Origin of the sequence: Mucilaginibacter dorajii (assembly GCF_024808255.1) — a bacterium.
In the GTDB taxonomy this organism is placed as follows: Bacteria; Bacteroidota; Bacteroidia; order Sphingobacteriales; family Sphingobacteriaceae; genus Mucilaginibacter; species Mucilaginibacter dorajii.
This window is the reverse complement of record NZ_JANTYS010000011.1, coordinates 123,072-142,353: the sequence shown is the minus strand read 5'-3', so window position 1 is coordinate 142,353 and position 19,282 is coordinate 123,072. Positions and strand designations below refer to the sequence as shown.

The following is a 19,282-nucleotide window of genomic DNA, read 5'->3' as shown; positions in this document are numbered from 1 at the left end:
TCAAACGATGAAGAAGAAATATATAAAATTATTAAGCATGGTTGCTTTTGTAGCCGCGCTTACATCCTGCAAAAAGTTTGTGGATTATAATCCGCATGAAGATTTTGTGACTACCGAGCAGGATTACCTGAAATCGGAAAGTGATTACCGTAGCCTGGTGATCAGCGCGTATTCGCCATTACAATGGTTAAACCAAATGGTTCCCGTTGGTGACATCGCTTCAGATAACTCGGTTACCGGTGGCGAAAGCGCATCTGATGTATTATCATTACAACAGATAGACGATTATACCAATACCCCTATAAATTCTACAATGACGGATCTTTGGCAGGTTGCTTACGAGGGTATCAATCGCGCCAATTATTTAACCCAATACAAGGATAAAAACCTTGCCGGCCAAAGCATCACTTTTGCTGGTAAAGATGCCCTTTATGGCGAAGTTTACTTCCTACGCTCGTACTATTACTTTTCGTTGGTCAGGATGTTTGGCGATGTGCCATTGTTTACCGATAAGCGTTTAGGTGTAAGCGATTCACGCACACTAAAAAGATCACCTAAGGCAGATGTCTATAAAGCCATAGAGGCCGACTTAAACAGCGCTATTGCAGTATTGCCAGCCGTGCAAACTCAGAAGGGCAGGATCACCAAATATGCTGCCCAGGCCTTATTGGGTAAAGTTTACTTATATGAAAACAAGTTTGATGATGCCAAAACCGTACTGGAAAGTGTAATCGCTTCAAATGCCTTTACCCTAGTACCCGATTTTAATTCGATATTCCTGGCAGCCGGCGAAAACGGTCCGGAGTCGGTTTTTGAAATCCAGTATACCAATGGTTCGCCGTATTACAACTGGGGCGGCGTTACACGCGGCCAGGGCAACTATTCGGTACAGCAATGCGGTATTCGTGGTTTAAACGGTAACATCCCTTACGCGGCTGGTTGGAGCACAAATTTGCCAAGTCAAAATCTTGCAGCTGCCTACACAGCGGGCGATCAGCGTAAAGCGGTAACAACTTTTGATATCGAGGCTTATAAAAACGCCAATCCTTCTTTAGGAATCACTTACCAGGTTGCACCGTACAAAAACACAGGTTTATACAATGGTAAGTACCTGCCACGTAAAGGTGAAACATCGGGACAGGTTGAGTTAAACTATCTCAATAACTTCCGTACCATTCGTTATGCCGAAGTTTTGTTGATGGCTGCTGAAGCTAATAACCGTTCAACAACGCCAAATGATGTTAAGGCGCAAGGCTATTTGAACCAGGTTCGTCAGCGTGCTTTTGGCGATGCTAATCATAACATCACTACAACAGGCGCGGCGCTTAAACAAGCCATTTGGGATGAGCGTAGATTAGAACTGGCCATGGAGGGCGACCGCTTTTTTGACCTGGTACGCACCGGGCAGGCGGCTACAAAAATTACAGGTTTTAAAACGGGTAAAAATGAAGTATTCCCAATTCCGCAGTCGGAAGTGGATGTTTCGGGTTTAACACAAAATCCGGGGTACTAATCATTAACTATTAAAATTAATAATCATGAATGCAAGAAGATATTTTTATAGTATAGCATTGTTACTTGCTGTTACAGCCGGTTGTAAAAAAGATTTGTATACCGATACCTCTTTTGTAAACGGCATAACATCACCTGCTAAACTATCTGTTCTGTTTGATATTACGCAGGACAATACCGGGTTGGTTACCATAACGCCCAACGGCGAGGGTACCGTATCGTACGATGTTTATTACGGTGATGCCGGTTCAACCTATGTTAAGGTACAGGCGGGTAAAAACGTGCAACATACCTATGCCGAGGGCAATTACACCGTAAAAGTAGTAGGCCATGGCCTTAACGGCAAAACCACCGAGTTTAGCCAACCCTTAACCGTATCGTTCCGCGCACCCGAAAACCTGAAAGCTACAGTAGCTATAAGCGGTTTAAATATCAATGTATCGGCCTCAGCTAATTATGAAACTTTATTTAAAGTTTATTATGGCGATTCCACCAATATGTCACCTGTACCATTTAAATCATTTTTAGAAGGGCAAACCATAACGCATAGCTATGCCGGCGCAGGCGTTTACATTGTAAAAATTGTGGCTTTAAGCGGTGGCGCGGCTACTACCACTTATTTAGATACCATTAAAGTTGGTAAACAAATTGATTTGCCCGTTACGTTTGATGATCCTAACTACGATTATACCACCAGCGATTTTGGAGGTAACATATCATCAGTTGCGGCCGACCCAACCAACGCTGTTAATAAGGTTTTAAAGGCCATTAAAGGCGCCGGATCTGAAGTATGGGCAGGTACAACTATCGGTACATCTTTGGGCTTTGCAACAAAAATTCCGGTTACCGCTATCTCTTCTAAAATGAGTGTAAGGGTTTACTCACCTGCCGCCGGTTTAGATATCAAACTAAAGATAGAAGACCATAACGATGGCACGCACGCGGTTGAAACTGATGTTAAAACTACGGTAGCCAACAAATGGGAAACCTTAACCTTCGACTTTAATTCGCCTGCTGCTGGTACACCAGTACTAAACGCCGCTTATACTTATGATAAAGCTTCGTTGTTCTTCAACTTCGGTGTCGCCGGTGATGGTAAAGCTTATTATGCCGATGACCTCAAATTTGTGCCATCGGCCCCGCCATTAAAACAAATTGCTTTGCCGGTTACTTTTGATGATGCTACATTTAATTACACGGTAACCGATTTTGGCAACGATCAAACTACCGATGCCGTTGATCCTGACAATACAGCCAATAAAGTTAAACTGACAACCAAAGTAGGCGGTGCCGAAGTTTGGGCCGGTGTAACTATTGGTACACCAACGGGCTTTGCTACTAAAGTGCCGCTTACCGCTACAGCTACCAAAATGAGCGTGCGCGTGTATTCACCGGCTGCAGGTATCGATATCAAACTAAAACTGGAGGACCATACCAACAGCGCTAAATCTGTTGAAACAGATGTGTTAACTACGGTGGCCAATGGCTGGGAAACCTTGACCTTTGATTTTACTAAAAACGCGTCGGGCACACCTGCTTTGGATCTTTCAACTACGTACGATAAAGCATCCATCTTCTTTGATTTTAACGTTGCAGGTAGTGGCAAAAAGTTCTATTGGGATGATGTGAAGTTTTTAGCCGCTGCGCCGGAAGTGTTGGCACTGCCACTTACATTTGAATCAGGTACCTTAAGCTATGCCACTACAGATTTTGGTGGCGGTGTTATTACCGTTGTTGATAATCCGCACAAAACGGGCATCGATGTAAGTAACAAAGTAGGTAAAATGGTTAAATACAACGATCAAAACTACGGCGGTAGTTTCTTTACCCTTCCATCGCCGATTGATTTTTCGACCAAAAAAACCTTTACCATGAAGGTGTACTCGCCAAGAGTTGGCGCTAAAGTATTGCTGAAAGTTGAAAACCTTACCGATGGTACAGTAAGCTACCAGGTAGAAGTACCAACCATCAAAGCCAACGACTGGGAAACCTTAACGTTTGATTACAGCGCCATCAACGCCTCAAAATCATACCAAAAAGTGGTACTCATATTTGATAACGGTACCAATGGCGACGGAACGGCCAATTACACCTGGTTGTTTGATGATATTTCACTTAATTAATTTAACTGATCATGAAATTGAAAATAAAATTAATCGCGATGTTTTTTATTGCAGCTGTTATCACTTACAGCAGCTGTACTAAAACAAAGTATTCGTTTGGCGAAATCAAAACACCATCCGATTTAAAACTAACTACAACAATAACCGGTGTAGACGCCGCCGACCCGGCAGGCTCTGGAGCAGGCACCGTGGCTATCACTGTGTCTGCTATAAATGCAATCACCTATAATATTGATTTTGGCGATGGCAATAAGCAAATTGTATCATCGGGTGTTATAACTTATAAATACAACAACCCTGGCACCTTTGATTATACCATTACAGTAAACGCGGTTGGCACAGGTGGGGCAACTTCAACCATCAGTAAAAAGATCACGGTGTTTGTTGCTTACACCATTCCACCGGCAATTGTGGAGGGTTTAACCGGTGGCTCGTCGCGTACCTGGGTTACCGATAGAGAAGCACCGGGTCACGTAGGGGTAGGACCAACTAACACCTTTACGCCAGATTATTATGCTGCAACACCAAACCAGCGTGCTGATTGCCTTTATGACGATGAAATCACCTTTACCAAAGACGCTAACGGAAATATTCTGATGAGCGTTAACAACAAAGGTCAATCATTCGTAATAGCTGCTTCAACTGCTTATTATGGCAAGGCCGGTGGCGATAATTGTTACGACATTGACGAAAGTGGTTCTAAAAAACTGGTATTTATGGATGCTACTTCGGGTTCAAATTCGGGCAATTCAACCATGGTGCAGTTTATGGTGCCGGGCAATGGCTTAATTAACTTTGGTACCGGCGCCAACACTTATGAAATTTTATCTATAAGCGATACCAATATATCTTTACGTAATATAGGAATTGATGGCCTGGCCTGGTACCAAAAACTAAAAGTTAAATAACAAACCTATGAAATATTTAAAGTTATCGATTTTAGTGCTCTTTGTGTTGGTGATTGCTGCTTGCGGCAAAAAGGGTGGGGACGGTACGGGCACTCCCAATAATCCACCTACCGAACTCAAGCTTACCTCAACGGTAAGTACCGATGCCAGCGGCAACGTAACCCTCACGGCCACTGCCAAAAACGCGGTTAGCTACGAGTTTGACTTTGGCAACGGCCTTTTTCAAACTTCAACAACGGGTTCTGTAACGTATAGGTACCTCGCTGCAGGTACTTATACCATAAAAGTAACCGCCAAAAGCAGTACCGGGCAAACAACCGTGACCTCTACACAGGTATCGGTTTCGTTGACGGCATCAACCGGCGGAACTGGATCAGGTGCTACCTGGGCAGAAGAGTTTAATACAGATGGCGCACCAGACCCTGCATTGTGGGGTTATGACCTGGGTAATAACAACGGCTGGGGAAACAATGAGCTGGAATATTATACCAACCGGACAGACAATGCTGTGGTATCTGGTGGTACACTTAAAATAAACCTCAAAAAAGAGGCTTATATGGGGAGCGCTTATACGTCGGCAAGAATCCTTACGCTTAATAAGTTTTCGTTTAAGTACGGTAAAATTGAAATCAGGGCTAAACTACCTGCCGGCGCCGGTACCTGGCCTGCTATATGGGCAATGGGCGATGACATAGCCACTAATCCATGGCCAGGTTGTGGCGAAATTGACATTATGGAACACGTGGGTAATAGCCTTAATAAAATTTACGGAACGGTACACTATCCCGGTCATTCTGGTGCTAACGGAGTTGGTGGCACCACCATGATCACCGGGGCGACTACTGATTTTCACAGGTACGCGCTCGACTGGTCGGCCACTGCTGTTAAGTTTATGGTTGATGACGTGGTTTACTTCACGGTTCCTAATGATAGCACCCTGCCGTTTAACCACAAATTTTTCATTATTTTGAATGTGGCCATGGGCGGCAATTTTGGTGGCGCGGTTGATCCCGCGTTTAACAATGCTACAATGGAAGTTGATTATATCCGCTTGTATCAATAAATTTCAAATATGCCGGTGCTGTTCAATTTTACTTGAACAGTGCTGGCTTATACACATCAATAAAGGCAAATCACCCTAATTAATAATTATAAAATTTATGATACACCTAAATTACAGGTACACGTTTATATTTTCATTTTGCGGCATTTTTGTACTGTCGACGGCATGCCTCGCGCAAAAAAAGAAAGCCGCAGCTACAATCAGTAAAATTGTTTTTTTTGACGATTTTAATGGCAATAAGCTTGACAGAAGTAAGTGGAACGTTGAGATAACAGGTATGCACGTGAATAACGAATTACAGGCCTACACCGATACCAACGCGACTATATTTACAGTTAAAGGTGCTGCTGCCGAGGGTGCTAAGAATGGAGCGTTGTTGATTCGCCCGCAATCGATGCCGGGCTTTGTGACGAAAGACGGACAGCATTTTGATTTTATATCGGGCAGGATAAATACTAAAGGCAAGTTTGACTTTGCCTACGGAAGTGCCGAAGCAAGGATAAAATTAACTGATGGTGCGGGTTTATGGCCGGCCTGGTGGATGCTGGGTAACGGTGAATGGCCCGCTACAGGTGAAGTTGATATTATGGAATATATAGGCGAGAAAGATTGGGCGAGCGCCGCGGTGCATGGCCCGGGGTATAGTGGTGAAACGCCATTTGTAAACAGGCTATACTTTGATGCCAGTAACGATGTTACCAAATGGCATATTTACGGCGTGGATTGGACACCTGACTACCTGGATTTTAAATACGATGGTAAGCTAATGTTTAGGGTAAGCCGTAAAATGGCCGAGCATTATGGTAAATGGGCGTTCGATAACAAAAAGTATCTCATTTTTGACTATGCTTTAGGCGGCGCTTATCCCGAAAAAATAAATGGGGTAAAAGAGCCTTATAACGGCTTGCCGGCCTCAACCGTTAAACTCATCAAAAATCATCAAGCCAAAATGCTGGTTGATTGGGTGAGGGTAACGCAGAATAAGTAGTTTGCAATCATCGCACGAATAAAAAATAAAACACATAATTGCGAGGCACGAAGCAATCCCCGACTGTGCAGATCCGCTCTGTAAGTAGGGGATTGCTTCGTTGTTCCTCCTCGCAATGACGATTTATATATCTATTCTTAATTTTTAAATCGTCACCACCAGCCGCTTACCACCGGGTACATCAATATCCCAAAGTTCGGATATGTTGTCAAGCTTTACCTCTGTAACATCCACCTTTAGCTTGCCTTCGGCAGTAAGTTGAAACATCTCGGGGAGTATTTGACTAAAAAGTTGACCAACCTGCTGTTTAGGCCATGCGCCTAAGCCAGAACCAGTTAATTGCAGATCAGCACTCCTTAGGTTTGCGGCAGATAGCTGGATCATATCGCCCATCATGCTGCCAACAGATACATATCTTATTTTATTGGTAAAGGATCCATCTCCTTTTATGCAGGCCAGGATCATTTCGGCGGTATGTCCCCATAAATAGTCTATAATGATATCAATAGGGGTATTAGCATGTATTGCTGCAAGTTGTGCTTTAAAATCTACATCGCTTTGAGCCACTGAAACTATTTCATCAGCACCAAGGGATAAGAGGTCAGTTAGTGATTGCTGGTTTCTGCCGGTGACTATCACCTTTTTTGCTCCATAATATTTGGCTATTTGTACCGCCACGCGGCCGGTGAATCCTGTTGCACCATTAACGAGAACAACGTCACCGGGTTGAATATCGGCTTTGAATTTTAGCCCCATCGCGGCGCCAATAACGGCGTTTGGCAATGCAGCGGCCGTAGCGTTATCTAAGCCATCGGGAATTTTTACTATTCTGCTTTTGTGAATAGTCGCGCGTTCTGCCAGCATACCGCTTACGCCCATGCCGTAAACCCTTGTTCCATCTTCAAGTACGCAAGCGCCATCGCCACCAATTACACGGCCGCTTTCTTTTGGTGCATCGCTTGAATAATGTTGTCCGGAAGCTGTGCGTTTGTCAAAATGCTTAATGGCTACTGCCTTTACGGTTACTAATATCTGGTCGTCGTTTTGAACGGTAGGTTCAGCGAAATCTACATATTGAGGTAGTTCACCTTTTTGATACATTACTGCTGCTTTCATTGTTATATAATTCTAAATGTAATTGATAATGAAAAGATGTTAGTTTTTAGGGGCTTGCAACCTTTGATAAATAACATAAGATGTTAATAGTATTTGCAATGCCACAATTGCAGGTAAAGAAGAGCGTATCGAATCGCCGGATGAGATATGAGCGATGAAGCCTGATATCATTGTGATGGTAAAGCCTGCATAGGCCCACTCTTTTAGCCTTGAATTTACGATAGGAAATAAGAGTACTATTACTCCAAGAATTTTTGCGATACCTAATTCTATCCTGAAGTAATCTGGAAATCCAAAATGGACACAGATCCGTCTCGCTTCGGCAGAAAAAAGGTAGGCGTAGGCGTTAAATGTCATCCAAAGGGAAAACAGTCCCGTGGCTACCCAATAAATTATTTTTTGTGTGCTCATTTTGCTATGTTTTTAACACCGGCAAAACTACGCGGAAGGTCTTTTTAGGGCGATAACATATGTTATCAAGTTTAGAAATGTGATTTGCCTTTGGCTATTTTACGTTTAATGCGGCTAAGATGCACTGTGGTAACGCCCAAATAGGAGGCAATATAATGCTGCGGCACCCGCTGGATGATGTGCGGACGATTGTTCAACAGGTTTTGATAGCGTTGCTCGGGTGTATCGCGGATAAAGGAAAAAAACTCGTTCATATAATGCATTTGTCTGCCTGCCGAAACTTGTAAAATCAATTGTGTAAACTCCGGCTCGTTGACCAGTTCTTTTACTAATTCAGTTACATACTTTTTTGGCAATAAGTAGACAACTGAGGGCTCGATAGTTTCGATGGTTAAAAGGCTGGGGGAGTTGTTGATAAAACTTTCAAATGAGGTTAAGCCCTCATTTTCAAAAAAAAACTGAACCGTTTTAGCTTCGCCGTTATTATTGAAAAATGCCCGTACACAACCTTTTTCTATGTAGATGTAATTTTGAGATACTTTACCTTCTTCCAGCAAAACCGTTTTAGTGGGAACCTCCAGTCGCTTCAAAAACTCCAGGTACTTATCCAGGAAGGGTTTTAACTGCGGAAATTGATCTTTGAAATGGAAAAGCATTGTTTAATAAGTAATAGCTAAGGTAACTTATTTAGGCACGTAACAAGGCAAGCGACTAAATGTCGTAAAACCCAGACTTACGAAGTTTTTAAAACTTCGTAAGTCTTTCGGCTCTTATTTTTTTCTAAAACTCTATTTAACCACATCAACCCATTGTCCTTTAATCAGGCTATTTATGGAACTGTTGTACATCGCTTCGCAATATACGGCAGGCAAATAATAATGCCCGGCATAGGCTGCGTTTAGCATCACGTAATAGGTTACTTCCCGTCCTTCGGATAAGCTGAAATAGGTGTTTACCCTATCGTCCCTGATATCCCGGTAATCGGATGGGGATGATTTAAAAGCTTCATCGCTGTTGAGCATCCGGCTGTTCAGGATCTCCCATCCGGACGGGAAGATCTGAGTTAGTGCCAGATTATCGTACCTGCCACGCCTGCCCGGGTTTTTGATGTTTACCTGGGCAACAAAATCAGTTCCCTGTTTTAAGGATGACGGATCAATAGGTTTGCCGGTTAAGCTAAAATAGCCAACCCGCATTTGTAAAACATTAGGGTCGATAAAGGTTTTTACATCTAAGCCTGACGATGGTTGCCCTTTTTGTATCAACCTTAAATAAAGCCGGTTAGTGCCCTGGTTTTTAATAGTTACTTTACCGCCATTAGTTGCCAACACACTTTGCCAAATGTATGATGCCGAGCTGATATCAGATTTAACAGCGCCCGACTGGAAGTTAAACGTAAGCTTGCCCGCCGAATGGTTTTGCCCGCAATATTGCGCTATAGCGATCAATGAATAAGCTGTGGTTTGTGTGCTATACCAATCATCCTGCGATAACCTTGCTGCAACTGTTCTGAGTTGGCTTGCCGCCTGGGCTTGTTTGCCAAGCAGGGTAAGGGTTTCCAGGATCATAGCCTCATCGCGCAGATCTGAGCCGTAGGTGCCAAACATGGTTGTATAAGGTTTGATAATAGTTGGCAGTCCTGCTATCGTGCGCAAACCGATTTCGGGCTGGCCGGCAAGTTTGTAAGCTGCCGCTAAGCGCCATTTGGCTTCGATGCTCAGGTATTTAAACTCGCGCAAGCGGTTCATAGCACCTAACTCCGGCGAACGGGCAAGTGCCAAAAGGTATAAGCGGTAAGCCTGGTTAAGGTCGTCGCCATAAAAGCTTTTGCTATCGGGTGCCCAGGTTAAAGCTTTTTGTTTTTGGAATTTTTTCCACTGCTCTATAAAACCTAAGGGCATACTATAACCTTTGGCCTGTGCTGCAAGCATAAAATGACCGGCGTAATTGGTTCCCCATTCATCGGCTGTACCGCCATCTGGCCAGTAGCTTAAGCCGCCGCCTGGTACCTGGAAGCCGTTTAAGCGCGCAATGGTAGCCTTGATATTTCTTTCAGATTCGGCTTTTTGCCTTGGCGACAGGTCAAGCAACTGATCGAGATACAATTGTGGGAATGCCGCCGAAGTGGTTTGCTCCACACAGCCGTGCGGGTAATCTATCAGGTAATCCAGGCGTTTATCCAGGTTTAAAGGAGGAATTGATGCAACTGCTATCGTATTTTTATTTGTACCGGCGATACCAATAGCCTGGAATGGCGCACTCCACACTTCACCCGGTTTCAATTCCTTCTCGATAATACGGGTAACAGGAGGGTTGGGGTTACGTACATTTAGTTCAACATCATAAGCCGCTGTTTCTGATCCGCTTCGGGCAATGATCTTCACTTTGCCTACACCAACAAAGTCTTTCACGTTCAGGTCAAATGTAGCCAACTGATCGCCGGTTTTGGCAAAAGTGAGGGTTTGGGTATTATTACCGGTCAGGTTGCTAAAAGCGTTGCTTTGTACAGAAACCGTAACCGTTTTAATATTAGGTTCCATCGCGAAAACGGTAACAGGTAACTGCACCTTTTCTGAAGGGCCAAGCACCCGCGGCAATGTAGCCAGTATCATTAAAGGCTTTTTAACGGCAACGGCCTTTTCGGCTATGCCGTAGCTGCCATCGTGCCCGGCAACCACCATGGCTTTTACAGAGCCTACGTATTGTGGTAGTTTAAAGGCCGTGGTTTGCTTATCGCCCGCCGCAAGGTGGAACGGCCCCATAAATTTAACAACCGGCTTAAAACGGTTTACAGACACGTTTTTGTTAGTGCCCAGGTTACCATCGCCACCAATACTTAAAATACGTTCCAATCCGCCGCCATAAGCGCCTATCACGTAATCAAACAAATCCCAGGTTTTAACCCCTAATGCCTCGCGGGCATAAAATGTTTCATGCGGATCTGGCAGTTTATAATTGGTGATATCCAGTAGGCCTTCATCAACAATAACGATGGTATAAGTCATTTCCTTACCCGATGCTTCCGACACCGTAATGGCCGATTCTGTTTCGGGCCTGATCTTATCCGGCATGCTAATCACTGGTTTCAGGATGGTTTCGGGATTGTTTACCGTTAACGGGATTGCGCCATACATACGTATGGGGAGGTCGTTAATCGTTTGCGAGTGTCTTTGCAGCAAGGTAACGTTTACAAAAATATTAGGTGCCATATCCGGCTCAACCGTAAAACTGTACTGTGTTTGCCCTTTTTTAGTATCTATCCAGGTGGTTTTTAAAACCTTGCTGCCGTTTTCAAAACTGATGAGCGCGCGGCCATCAGCAGCGGTTGGGATGGTTAAAGTGGCCTGTTCGCCAACCTTATAGCTTTGCTTATCCGAAGTAAAAGAAAGCATAGCGGCCTCGGTAGGGTTGCTTTGCTGTAACCTTTCCGACCAGTTGGGCCAATCTACATAAATGATCTTTCCGGTAGAGTGACCGGTTTGCTCGTCCTTAACCTTAATTAGGTAGCGGCCCCAATCGGCCTTGGGAATACGCAAGTTCCATTTACCACGACCGTTCACCAACTGAATACTTTGGGTTTTAATGAGCTTGTTATACTTATCCTGGGTAAAATTGCTCGTCTCATCGCCTGTTTGGTCCCACCACCAGCGCCATTGTACTTTATATAATTCCAGTTCAACGTTGCGGGTACCGGCAAAAGCGTTGCCGTTAACATCCACATCGGCAATATCAACCTGGTGGTCTTTATCGGTAACCAACATACCCGATAATTCGCTGCCGGTAGGCGTTTTAATGCCCACGTAACCCGGGTAAACGTTGTAAGGCATGCTAACTTGCTGAATGCTAAAATTGCCGCCCGGCTCAAATACCTTTACCAGGAAGTTAGCGCGTAACTGGCCGGGAGCCTGTTTTTCTACATTTACATTAGCATCAACATCGGCATTGCCATCGGCACTTAGCTTACCATCAAAAACAGTTTGGGTTTGGGTGTTGAAAGCGAGGGTAGGATCGTCAAAAACATAATCCTTATAATTTTTGAATGCGGTTGTTTGTGGCGATAGAAATGCATCAACTTTAGCTTTCAGGTTTTGAGCTGCCCCACCAAAAAGCCATTGAGCGCTAAGCTTGCCATTGGCATTGTTGCCCTTGGTTAACTCATTGGCCCCGCCAAATGTAAGGCTTAGCTTAAGCCGGTTTGGCATAATGGTTTCTACCTTTATTTTCTTCTCAAAGCTGGCCCCGCCAACTTTTACTTTAGCCGTCCAGTTACCGGTAGGCGATGAGGTTTCTGTAGCCGTATGGAAACTGTAAAAACCGTCAACAGATTTGGTTTGGGTGATGCGTTTATATAACTTATCGTTAGGGTCTTTCAGCTCAAACTCAACAGGATGATCGGCAGGCAGGGTTTTGAGTTTATCCTCCAGCATAAAGGTCATATAAATGCTATCGCCGGGCCGCCAAACACCGCGCTCGCCATAAAGGAAGCCCTTTAAGCTGCCTTGTATTTCTTCGCCGCTTACATTGAAACGGGAGAGGGGAAGTGAATTGCCGTCATCTAATTTTAAATAGCCGCGCTGGCTACCTTTTTTGGCCACTAACAGGTATGGTTTTCTTTTCAGCGAAAAACTGGCCAGGCCATCTGATCCCGAAGTGGTTTTAAAGATGATTTGTTTTTGATAATCCAATAACTGCAATTCCACGCCATCCATTGGTTTGGCGCTCATGATATCGGTTACCGCAACCAGCATATTATTATCATTACCGCGTTTGGCTATCAGACCAATGTTTGACGCGATGATGTTACGGATGGCCCAGCGGGTTTTGGTGTAGTAGGATGGGGTACAGGCGTTATCTTTATCCTGCCAGCTATACCCTTCGGGATAAAAGTTATCATACCTGCTCCAAAAATCGTCGTCTTCATCGCTTACTTTACCGGCGTTATCGCTGTATTGCTCACCGCCGTCATATTCATCGTCGCCATCACTTTTTTTAACGGCGCCGCCAAGGCTGCAATTATATAATGAATATTCCTGTCTGAAACCGATGATCACCCGGTAAATAGCGCCCGGTTCGGTACGGATCATCTGATCAAGATCAAGCATGAAACGGTTCTTTTTATGCAGGTTTATACCTTTATCCGCATCAAGTCTTATTGTTTTCTGAACTATAGGTTTACCAACCTGCCTTAACTCCTGGCCACCGTTGAAATCATTGTTCTGAAAATACTGCGGCACGTTACTTTCGTAAATCTTGATAATACTTACGTCTACCGCTTTAAGATTCACAGCTTCAAAGGGCATCATCAACTTGCCAGAGTCGGGGAGGATTACGCCTTTGCCGGGAATGGTTACGTTGGGTAGCCTGTTTTCGAAGAAGACGTTGGCATTATAGGTTTTGGTGATCTTTTTATGGGAGATGTTTTCAACACCTTCGTTCACAAATACACCGTAATTACCTTCCAGCCGCTCGGGAGCATATACTTTAACAACGCTGCCATCAATGGTATAAGCAGCATCGCTAATGTTACCAATGCCGATTAGTCCATTCAATTCCTGCCCAACCGCAATGGCATCTGAGAATTGCACCTGTACGTATTGGTCGTTATCCTGCACTGCGCGGATATTAAGTACTTTAAAATCGCCTATAGCCGGCACTTCAAACTTTTGGTCGCCTTTTTTATCGATATCCAAACTGCCGCCGTCCCAGTTTACGGTAAGCGGAGCAACCTCGCCCGATTGGCGTTTTAAACCGGTGACCTTAAACGTATGTGTTTGACCAGTATGTACCCAGTTGATCTTTACCGGCGAGATGTAATTTACGGTGATGATTTTTTCAACCAACGCCGGATCCTCCGTATCAGCTGTTTGGATATTACCTTCCAGCTTCATTTCATCTGTTGATGTGCTGGTGGCAGTTTGCAGACCATTAAAGGTGATATTATAATCGGGCTTAACCACCTCAAAGTTGAACCGGAAACGATTGAACTTAGATGGAACATCTATCAGTTTGCCCAGTTTAAAATCGGCAATATAATTTTTTTCGGGATCGAGTTTTTTGGCGGGCTTAAATTCGATGGTGCGCGCATCAACCCAGTAGGCCTTACCTTTTATTGATGGCGAGAAATCAATAAGGTCGTTATCAACTTCTTCGTTTTGTTGATGGGTAACCTGCACGGTATTGGCCAACCGGATTCTGATGGTACTTTCTTTTGAAATTACCCCGGTAGTATAAGATTCAATATATTTACTAAAGGCAGGATCAACGACTATTTTTTTGTTGGCATTTACAATAAGGTAAGCTATAACTAACAGCACTGCGAGCGCAGAACCGAATGTAATTAAGCTTTTACGCTTGCGGAACCTGGTATATCCGTTCTCCATGAAATAGGTTTATTTATTTCATGAATGTATAAAATTTATAACAACAAATAATTAATTGGGAAATATTTATGTGGTGAGTGGTTGATTGGGTTGATTAGGTTGATTAGGTTGATTAGGTTGATTAGGTTGATTAGGTTGATTAGGTTGATTAGGTTGAGGTCGGAATGCAATCGCCAGATACTTTGTTTTATTAACTTGAAAATATTTTTGAAGAAGAACCTTAACTACAGCGTACTAAATCAACTTATTCCAACTCAATCAACCTAATCAACTAAATCCAACTCAATCAACCAAAAACAAACCCATCACAATATCATAACACCTGGCTTATTGAGTACCGGGAGTTTAATAAAATTCATCTCCACAATGCTTTCAGGCAGAAAAATGAATTTTTTATCGTAAATATTAGTGCCGATATAATAACTGAGCCAGTACTCATTGTTGAGGCCAAAGGTTTCCTCGTCAATTGGCTCAATCAACTTATAGTTTTTGCCATCAACAACCGGGATCATGTGCCTTAAAACAGATGTTTTTACCTGCTCGCCATTCTTTTCGCCATAACCCTTTGAGGTGATCAGCACATTTTCAATAGGCTCACTCTTGAGGTTGATCAGATAAACATACCAAATTTTGCTTTCGGCGTTTTCCCGCTCCAACGCAACCGCAATGGCTATATCCTGTACTGTATTATCGGGGAGGTCTTTGATCATTTGTTGTTGTTATAAGGTTGAAATGTTGTAAGGTTGAAATGTTGCTTAGCAGTTTGATTAGCAATAACTTTAAAACATTTCAACTTTACAACATTCCAACAACATCACTTCTTCTTCGCCGGCGCCTTTTTCTTCGACGGTGCTTTTTTAGCGACCGGTTTCGCGGCGGCTACTGTTTTACCAAAGCGGCCTTTTTTAGTGTCTTTTGGCATGGCATCGGCTAAAGCCTTGCACTCTTCATAAGTAAGCGTTAACGGGTCTTTATCCTTGGGGATCTTAACATTTAGTTTACCAAATTCAATATATGGCCCCCATCTGCCGTTTAAAACTTTTACTTCGGCATCTTCCTCAAATGCTTTGATCAGCTTTTCGGCGTCTTTTTTACGTTTGGCTTCAATCAGTTCTATAGCCTGAACTTCAGTTACATCATGTGGATCGATATCCTTAGGCAAGGACACAAAAGCGCTATTGTGACTGATATAAGGCCCGAAACGGCCAATAGCCACCTTCATTACTTTACCTTCGTACTCACCAACCACCTTTGGTAGCTTGAATAGTTCAAGTGCATCTTCAAGCGAAATGGTTTCGATACTCTGGCCTGCACGTAAACTGGCATAGGCCGGTTTATTTTCTTTATCCTCGTCGGTAGCGCTTTCGCCAACCTGTACAAACGGACCGTAACGGCCTATACGTACCGATACCTTTTTACCACTTTCGGGATGCATGCCCAATTCGCGTTCGCCGGTGGCTTTATCGGCAGTTTCAATAGTATTTTGTACTTCCTTATGGAAAGGGTTATAAAAGTCGTGCAGCATGGCCGTCCATTCTTTCATGCCCTGGGCTATTTCGTCAAATTGTTTTTCAACGCTGGCCGTAAAATTAAAATCAACAATATCAGTAAAATATTGAACCAGGAAATCGTTTACCACAGCGCCAATATCGGTAGGGAATAGCTTACCACGCTCGGCACCGGTATTTTCAGTTTTTTGTTCTTTGATGATCTGGGCTGCCTTTAAAGTTAATACCCTAAAGTTGCGCTGTTTGCCTTCACGCTCTTCTTTAACCACATAACCGCGGTTTTGAATGGTTGAGATAGTAGGGGCGTAGGTAGAGGGGCGACCGATACCTAACTCCTCTAACTTTTTAACCAGGCTTGCTTCCGTATACCTTGCCGGTGGACGAGAGTAACGCTCCGTTGCTGACATTTCCTGTAAAGCTAAACGCTGTCCACGGGTTAAAGGTGGTAGCATGGCATTTTCGCCATCAGCCTGTGGTTCATCTTCCTCATCGTCCTGTGATTCCAGGTAAACTTTAAGGAAACCATCAAACTTCATTACTTCGCCATTAGCTGTCAGCTCATCTTTACGGGTAGAAATACTAATTTTTGCAGTAGTTTTTTCAAAAGCGGCTTCGCTCATCTGCGACGCTATGGCGCGTTTCCAGATCAGTTCATACAAACGCTTTTCGTTTGATTCGCCGTTAATGGTATGGTTATTAAAATACGTTGGCCTGATAGCTTCGTGAGCTTCCTGGGCGCTTGCGTTTTTTGTTTTATATTTTCTTAGCTGGTGGTATTTTTCGCCATAAGCCGATACAATCTCCTCTTGGGCAGCATTTAAAGCGGTTTCAGATAAGTTTACCGAATCGGTACGCATATAGGTGATATACCCCGATTCGTAAAGCCTTTGCGCTACCTGCATTGTTCTGGCTACAGAATAGCCCAGTTTCCTGCTGGCTTCCTGTTGGAGGGTTGATGTGGTGAAGGGAGCCGCAGGTGAACGTTTTGCAGGCTTTGTTTCCAGCGAGCGCACATCAAAATCGGCGCCTATACAATCCTGTAAAAACTTCTCGGCATCTTCCTGTTTGGCAAAACGCTCGGCAAGTTCGGCTTTAAAAGCTTCCTTGCCTTTACCAAATATGGCTACTATTTTAAAAGCAGCCTCGGCGGTAAATTTATTTACCTCGCGTTCGCGGTCAACAATAAGCCTTACAGCTACTGATTGAACACGGCCTGCAGATAGTGACGGTTTAACCTTTTTCCATAAAACAGGGGAGAGTTCAAAACCTACCAACCTATCTAAAACACGGCGCGCCTGTTGGGCATTCACCAGATTGTAGTCGATTTTACGTGGGGTATCAATAGCCTTTAATATAGCAGGCTTGGTGATCTCATGGAAAACAATGCGTTTGGTGGTTGAGTCTTTTAAACCCAAAGTTTCAAATAAATGCCATGATATGGCTTCTCCCTCGCGGTCCTCGTCCGATGCCAGCCAAACCATTTCTGCTTCTTTAGCTAATTTCTTCAACTCGCTCACCACCTGTTTCTTATCGGCAGGTACCTCATATTTTTGAGCGAAGTTGTTACCTATATCTATCGCATCTTCAGACTTCACCAAATCGCGGATATGCCCGTAGCTCGACTTTACAACAAAGTCTTTACCAAGGTATCCCTCGATGGTTTTGGCTTTCGCCGGAGATTCAACTATCAGTAAGTTTTTGGCCATTTAAGCAGTTATTTTTTGCAAATAAAACATAAAGTAGTTGAAACACCAATTTGTTTTTGCTAAAAACGTTGGAATGTTGCAAGGTTTGAATGTTGTAAAGTTGAAATATTGGACGGTTTGGGATACCGAAAAGTTGGAATGCTGTAAGGTTGGACCGTTTAAAAAATCTGCCGAAATCCATAAGTAAAACATTGCGAAGTAGTGCATATGCAAAACTAACCTTACAACATTTCAACGTTAAAACCTTCCAACAAAGAAGACTACATCAGGAAACCGCCGCCCAAAAGGTCATTGCCTTCATAAAACACGGCCGACTGGCCCGGGGCAATGCCCGATACGTTGTGATGAAAATCAACCTTCATATGTTCGCCCATTTGTACAATGCTGCTGGTGGTGCCTGCATCTTTATAACGGATCTTGGTGATGGCCTCTATAGGCTCGGGGATGCTGGCATATTTAACCAGGTTAAGATTTTTAACCCAGGCTTGTTTGCGTTCCAACTCATCGGCAGTGCCTAAAACAACAGTATTTGTTGTAGGATCGATATTGGTTACAAACATGGGCTGACCTAATGCAATCCCCAATCCCTTACGCTGACCGATAGTATAGAAAGGATATCCCTGGTGCTTGCCCACTACGGTGCCGTTAGCAAGCACAAAGTTGCCACCGGCAACACGTTCTTCCAGGTCTTCTACTTTATGCCTTAAAAAGGCCCTGTAGTCGTTATCCGGCACAAAGCATATCTCATAGCTTTCGCTTTTACCGGCAAGCTCTATCTGGCCCATATCCATAGCCATTTGCCTGATCTCGGGTTTTGAGAAACTCCCTAAAGGAAATTTAGTACGGGCAAGGTTTTTTTGAGATACGCCCCAAAGAACGTATGATTGATCTTTATTTTCGTCTTTACCTTTTGATATCACATAGCGACCGCTATCCTGTAAACGGATATTGGCGTAATGACCGGTTGCTATAAATTCGCAATCCAGTTTATCGGCACGCTTTAATAAAGCTTCCCATTTAATGTGGGTGTTGCATAAAACGCATGGGTTGGGAGTGCGGCCGGCCAAATATTCGTCAACAAAGTTATCAATCACAAAATCGCCGAACTCGTTGCGGATATCTAATATATAATGTGGAAAGCCATAACCTACAGCAAGCGCGCGGGCATCGTTAATACTATCAAGGCTGCAGCAACCAGTTTCTTTTGAACTGCCGCCGCTGGAGGCGTAGTCCCAGGTTTTCATGGTAAGGCCAATAACTTCATAGCCCTGCTCATGCAGCATTACTGCCGCTACCGAACTATCAACACCACCACTCATTGCCACCAAGATCCTGCCATGCTTACTCATAATGGGCGCAAAGATACGGTTTTACGTTAGATGTTGATATGGCTTTGGGTCAGGATAGGGTAAATTGTGGCGGCTGTCATTAGTCGTTTAGCCTCTTGTTTTTTGGCAGTGTTGGTGTTGCATCAATTAGCAAATTCAGAAAACCAACAGGCTTTAGCCCGAAAATTACGATTACGGATATCGTAAAAGAGACCAAATTGACATTAATCAATAGTTAA

12 protein-coding genes are annotated in these 19,282 nt (G+C 43.7%); 5 read left to right on the top strand and 7 right to left on the bottom strand.

The window, feature by feature from the left end; genetic code table 11:
• Positions 1 to 7 precede the first annotated feature (7 nt).
• The 5 genes from FHS10_RS16455 (at position 8) to FHS10_RS16435 (ending at position 6,594) form a co-directional block, all read left to right on the top strand.
• The gene (locus FHS10_RS16455) at positions 8 to 1,513 is read left to right on the top strand and encodes a RagB/SusD family nutrient uptake outer membrane protein (RefSeq protein ID WP_259092497.1); all 1,506 of its coding nucleotides are present in this window, start codon (positions 8 to 10) and stop codon (positions 1,511 to 1,513) included.
• A 25-nt stretch (positions 1,514 to 1,538) separates the two neighbouring features.
• Positions 1,539 to 3,635 (top strand): phage tail protein, encoded by a 2,097-nt coding sequence (locus FHS10_RS16450; RefSeq protein ID WP_259092495.1) that lies wholly within the window; start codon positions 1,539 to 1,541, stop codon positions 3,633 to 3,635.
• A gap of 11 nt (positions 3,636 to 3,646) precedes the next feature.
• Positions 3,647 to 4,543 carry a PKD domain-containing protein gene (locus FHS10_RS16445; RefSeq protein WP_259092494.1) on the top strand — a complete coding sequence of 299 codons (897 nt, stop codon included), beginning with the start codon at positions 3,647 to 3,649 and terminating at the stop codon, positions 4,541 to 4,543.
• Positions 4,544 to 4,550: 7 nt separating this feature from the next.
• Positions 4,551 to 5,606, top strand: coding sequence for a family 16 glycosylhydrolase (locus FHS10_RS16440; RefSeq protein WP_259092493.1), 1,056 nt, complete (start codon positions 4,551 to 4,553; stop codon positions 5,604 to 5,606).
• A gap of 97 nt (positions 5,607 to 5,703) precedes the next feature.
• Positions 5,704 to 6,594 carry a glycoside hydrolase family 16 protein gene (locus tag FHS10_RS16435; RefSeq protein ID WP_259092490.1) on the top strand — a complete coding sequence of 297 codons (891 nt, stop codon included), beginning with the start codon at positions 5,704 to 5,706 and terminating at the stop codon, positions 6,592 to 6,594.
• Positions 6,595 to 6,738: 144 nt separating this feature from the next.
• On the opposite strand, the gene FHS10_RS16430 is transcribed toward FHS10_RS16435, so the two are convergent.
• From FHS10_RS16430 to mnmA, 7 genes are all read right to left on the bottom strand, one after another.
• Positions 6,739 to 7,710, bottom strand: a complete 972-nt coding sequence (locus tag FHS10_RS16430) for a quinone oxidoreductase family protein (protein WP_259092487.1) — start codon at positions 7,708 to 7,710, stop codon at positions 6,739 to 6,741.
• A gap of 39 nt (positions 7,711 to 7,749) precedes the next feature.
• Positions 7,750 to 8,121: a DoxX family protein gene (locus tag FHS10_RS16425; RefSeq protein ID WP_259092485.1), complete on the bottom strand. Its 372-nt coding sequence runs from the start codon at positions 8,119 to 8,121 to the stop codon at positions 7,750 to 7,752.
• 71 nt (positions 8,122 to 8,192) lie between these two features.
• The gene (locus FHS10_RS16420; RefSeq protein WP_259092483.1) at positions 8,193 to 8,777 is read right to left on the bottom strand and encodes a Crp/Fnr family transcriptional regulator; all 585 of its coding nucleotides are present in this window, start codon (positions 8,775 to 8,777) and stop codon (positions 8,193 to 8,195) included.
• A gap of 132 nt (positions 8,778 to 8,909) precedes the next feature.
• A complete protein-coding gene (locus FHS10_RS16415) occupies positions 8,910 to 14,501 on the bottom strand; it encodes an alpha-2-macroglobulin family protein (RefSeq protein ID WP_259092481.1) in 5,592 nt (1,863 codons plus the stop codon).
• A gap of 305 nt (positions 14,502 to 14,806) precedes the next feature.
• Positions 14,807 to 15,211 carry a hypothetical protein gene (locus FHS10_RS16410; RefSeq protein WP_259092479.1) on the bottom strand — a complete coding sequence of 135 codons (405 nt, stop codon included), beginning with the start codon at positions 15,209 to 15,211 and terminating at the stop codon, positions 14,807 to 14,809.
• Positions 15,212 to 15,315: 104 nt separating this feature from the next.
• Positions 15,316 to 17,715: a type I DNA topoisomerase gene (topA, locus tag FHS10_RS16405; RefSeq protein WP_259092477.1), complete on the bottom strand. Its 2,400-nt coding sequence runs from the start codon at positions 17,713 to 17,715 to the stop codon at positions 15,316 to 15,318.
• A 260-nt stretch (positions 17,716 to 17,975) separates the two neighbouring features.
• A complete protein-coding gene (gene mnmA, locus FHS10_RS16400; protein WP_259092476.1) occupies positions 17,976 to 19,064 on the bottom strand; it encodes a tRNA 2-thiouridine(34) synthase MnmA in 1,089 nt (362 codons plus the stop codon).
• Between the last annotated feature and the right edge of the window lie 218 nt (positions 19,065 to 19,282).

Bases quoted from the DNA above. Each gene is read 5' to 3' on its own strand.
- FHS10_RS16455 (WP_259092497.1), top strand. From the start codon at position 8: ATGAAGAAGAAATATATAAAATTATTAAGCATGGTTGCTTTTGTAGCC.
- FHS10_RS16450 (WP_259092495.1), top strand. From the start codon at position 1,539: ATGAATGCAAGAAGATATTTTTATAGTATAGCATTGTTACTTGCTGTT.
- FHS10_RS16445 (WP_259092494.1), top strand. From the start codon at position 3,647: ATGAAATTGAAAATAAAATTAATCGCGATGTTTTTTATTGCAGCTGTT.
- FHS10_RS16440 (WP_259092493.1), top strand. From the start codon at position 4,551: ATGAAATATTTAAAGTTATCGATTTTAGTGCTCTTTGTGTTGGTGATT.
- FHS10_RS16435 (WP_259092490.1), top strand. From the start codon at position 5,704: ATGATACACCTAAATTACAGGTACACGTTTATATTTTCATTTTGCGGC.
- FHS10_RS16430 (WP_259092487.1), bottom strand. From the start codon at position 7,710: ATGAAAGCAGCAGTAATGTATCAAAAAGGTGAACTACCTCAATATGTA.
- FHS10_RS16425 (WP_259092485.1), bottom strand. From the start codon at position 8,121: ATGAGCACACAAAAAATAATTTATTGGGTAGCCACGGGACTGTTTTCC.
- FHS10_RS16420 (WP_259092483.1), bottom strand. From the start codon at position 8,777: ATGCTTTTCCATTTCAAAGATCAATTTCCGCAGTTAAAACCCTTCCTG.
- FHS10_RS16415 (WP_259092481.1), bottom strand. From the start codon at position 14,501: ATGGAGAACGGATATACCAGGTTCCGCAAGCGTAAAAGCTTAATTACA.
- FHS10_RS16410 (WP_259092479.1), bottom strand. From the start codon at position 15,211: ATGATCAAAGACCTCCCCGATAATACAGTACAGGATATAGCCATTGCG.
- topA (WP_259092477.1), bottom strand. From the start codon at position 17,715: ATGGCCAAAAACTTACTGATAGTTGAATCTCCGGCGAAAGCCAAAACC.
- mnmA (WP_259092476.1), bottom strand. From the start codon at position 19,064: ATGAGTAAGCATGGCAGGATCTTGGTGGCAATGAGTGGTGGTGTTGAT.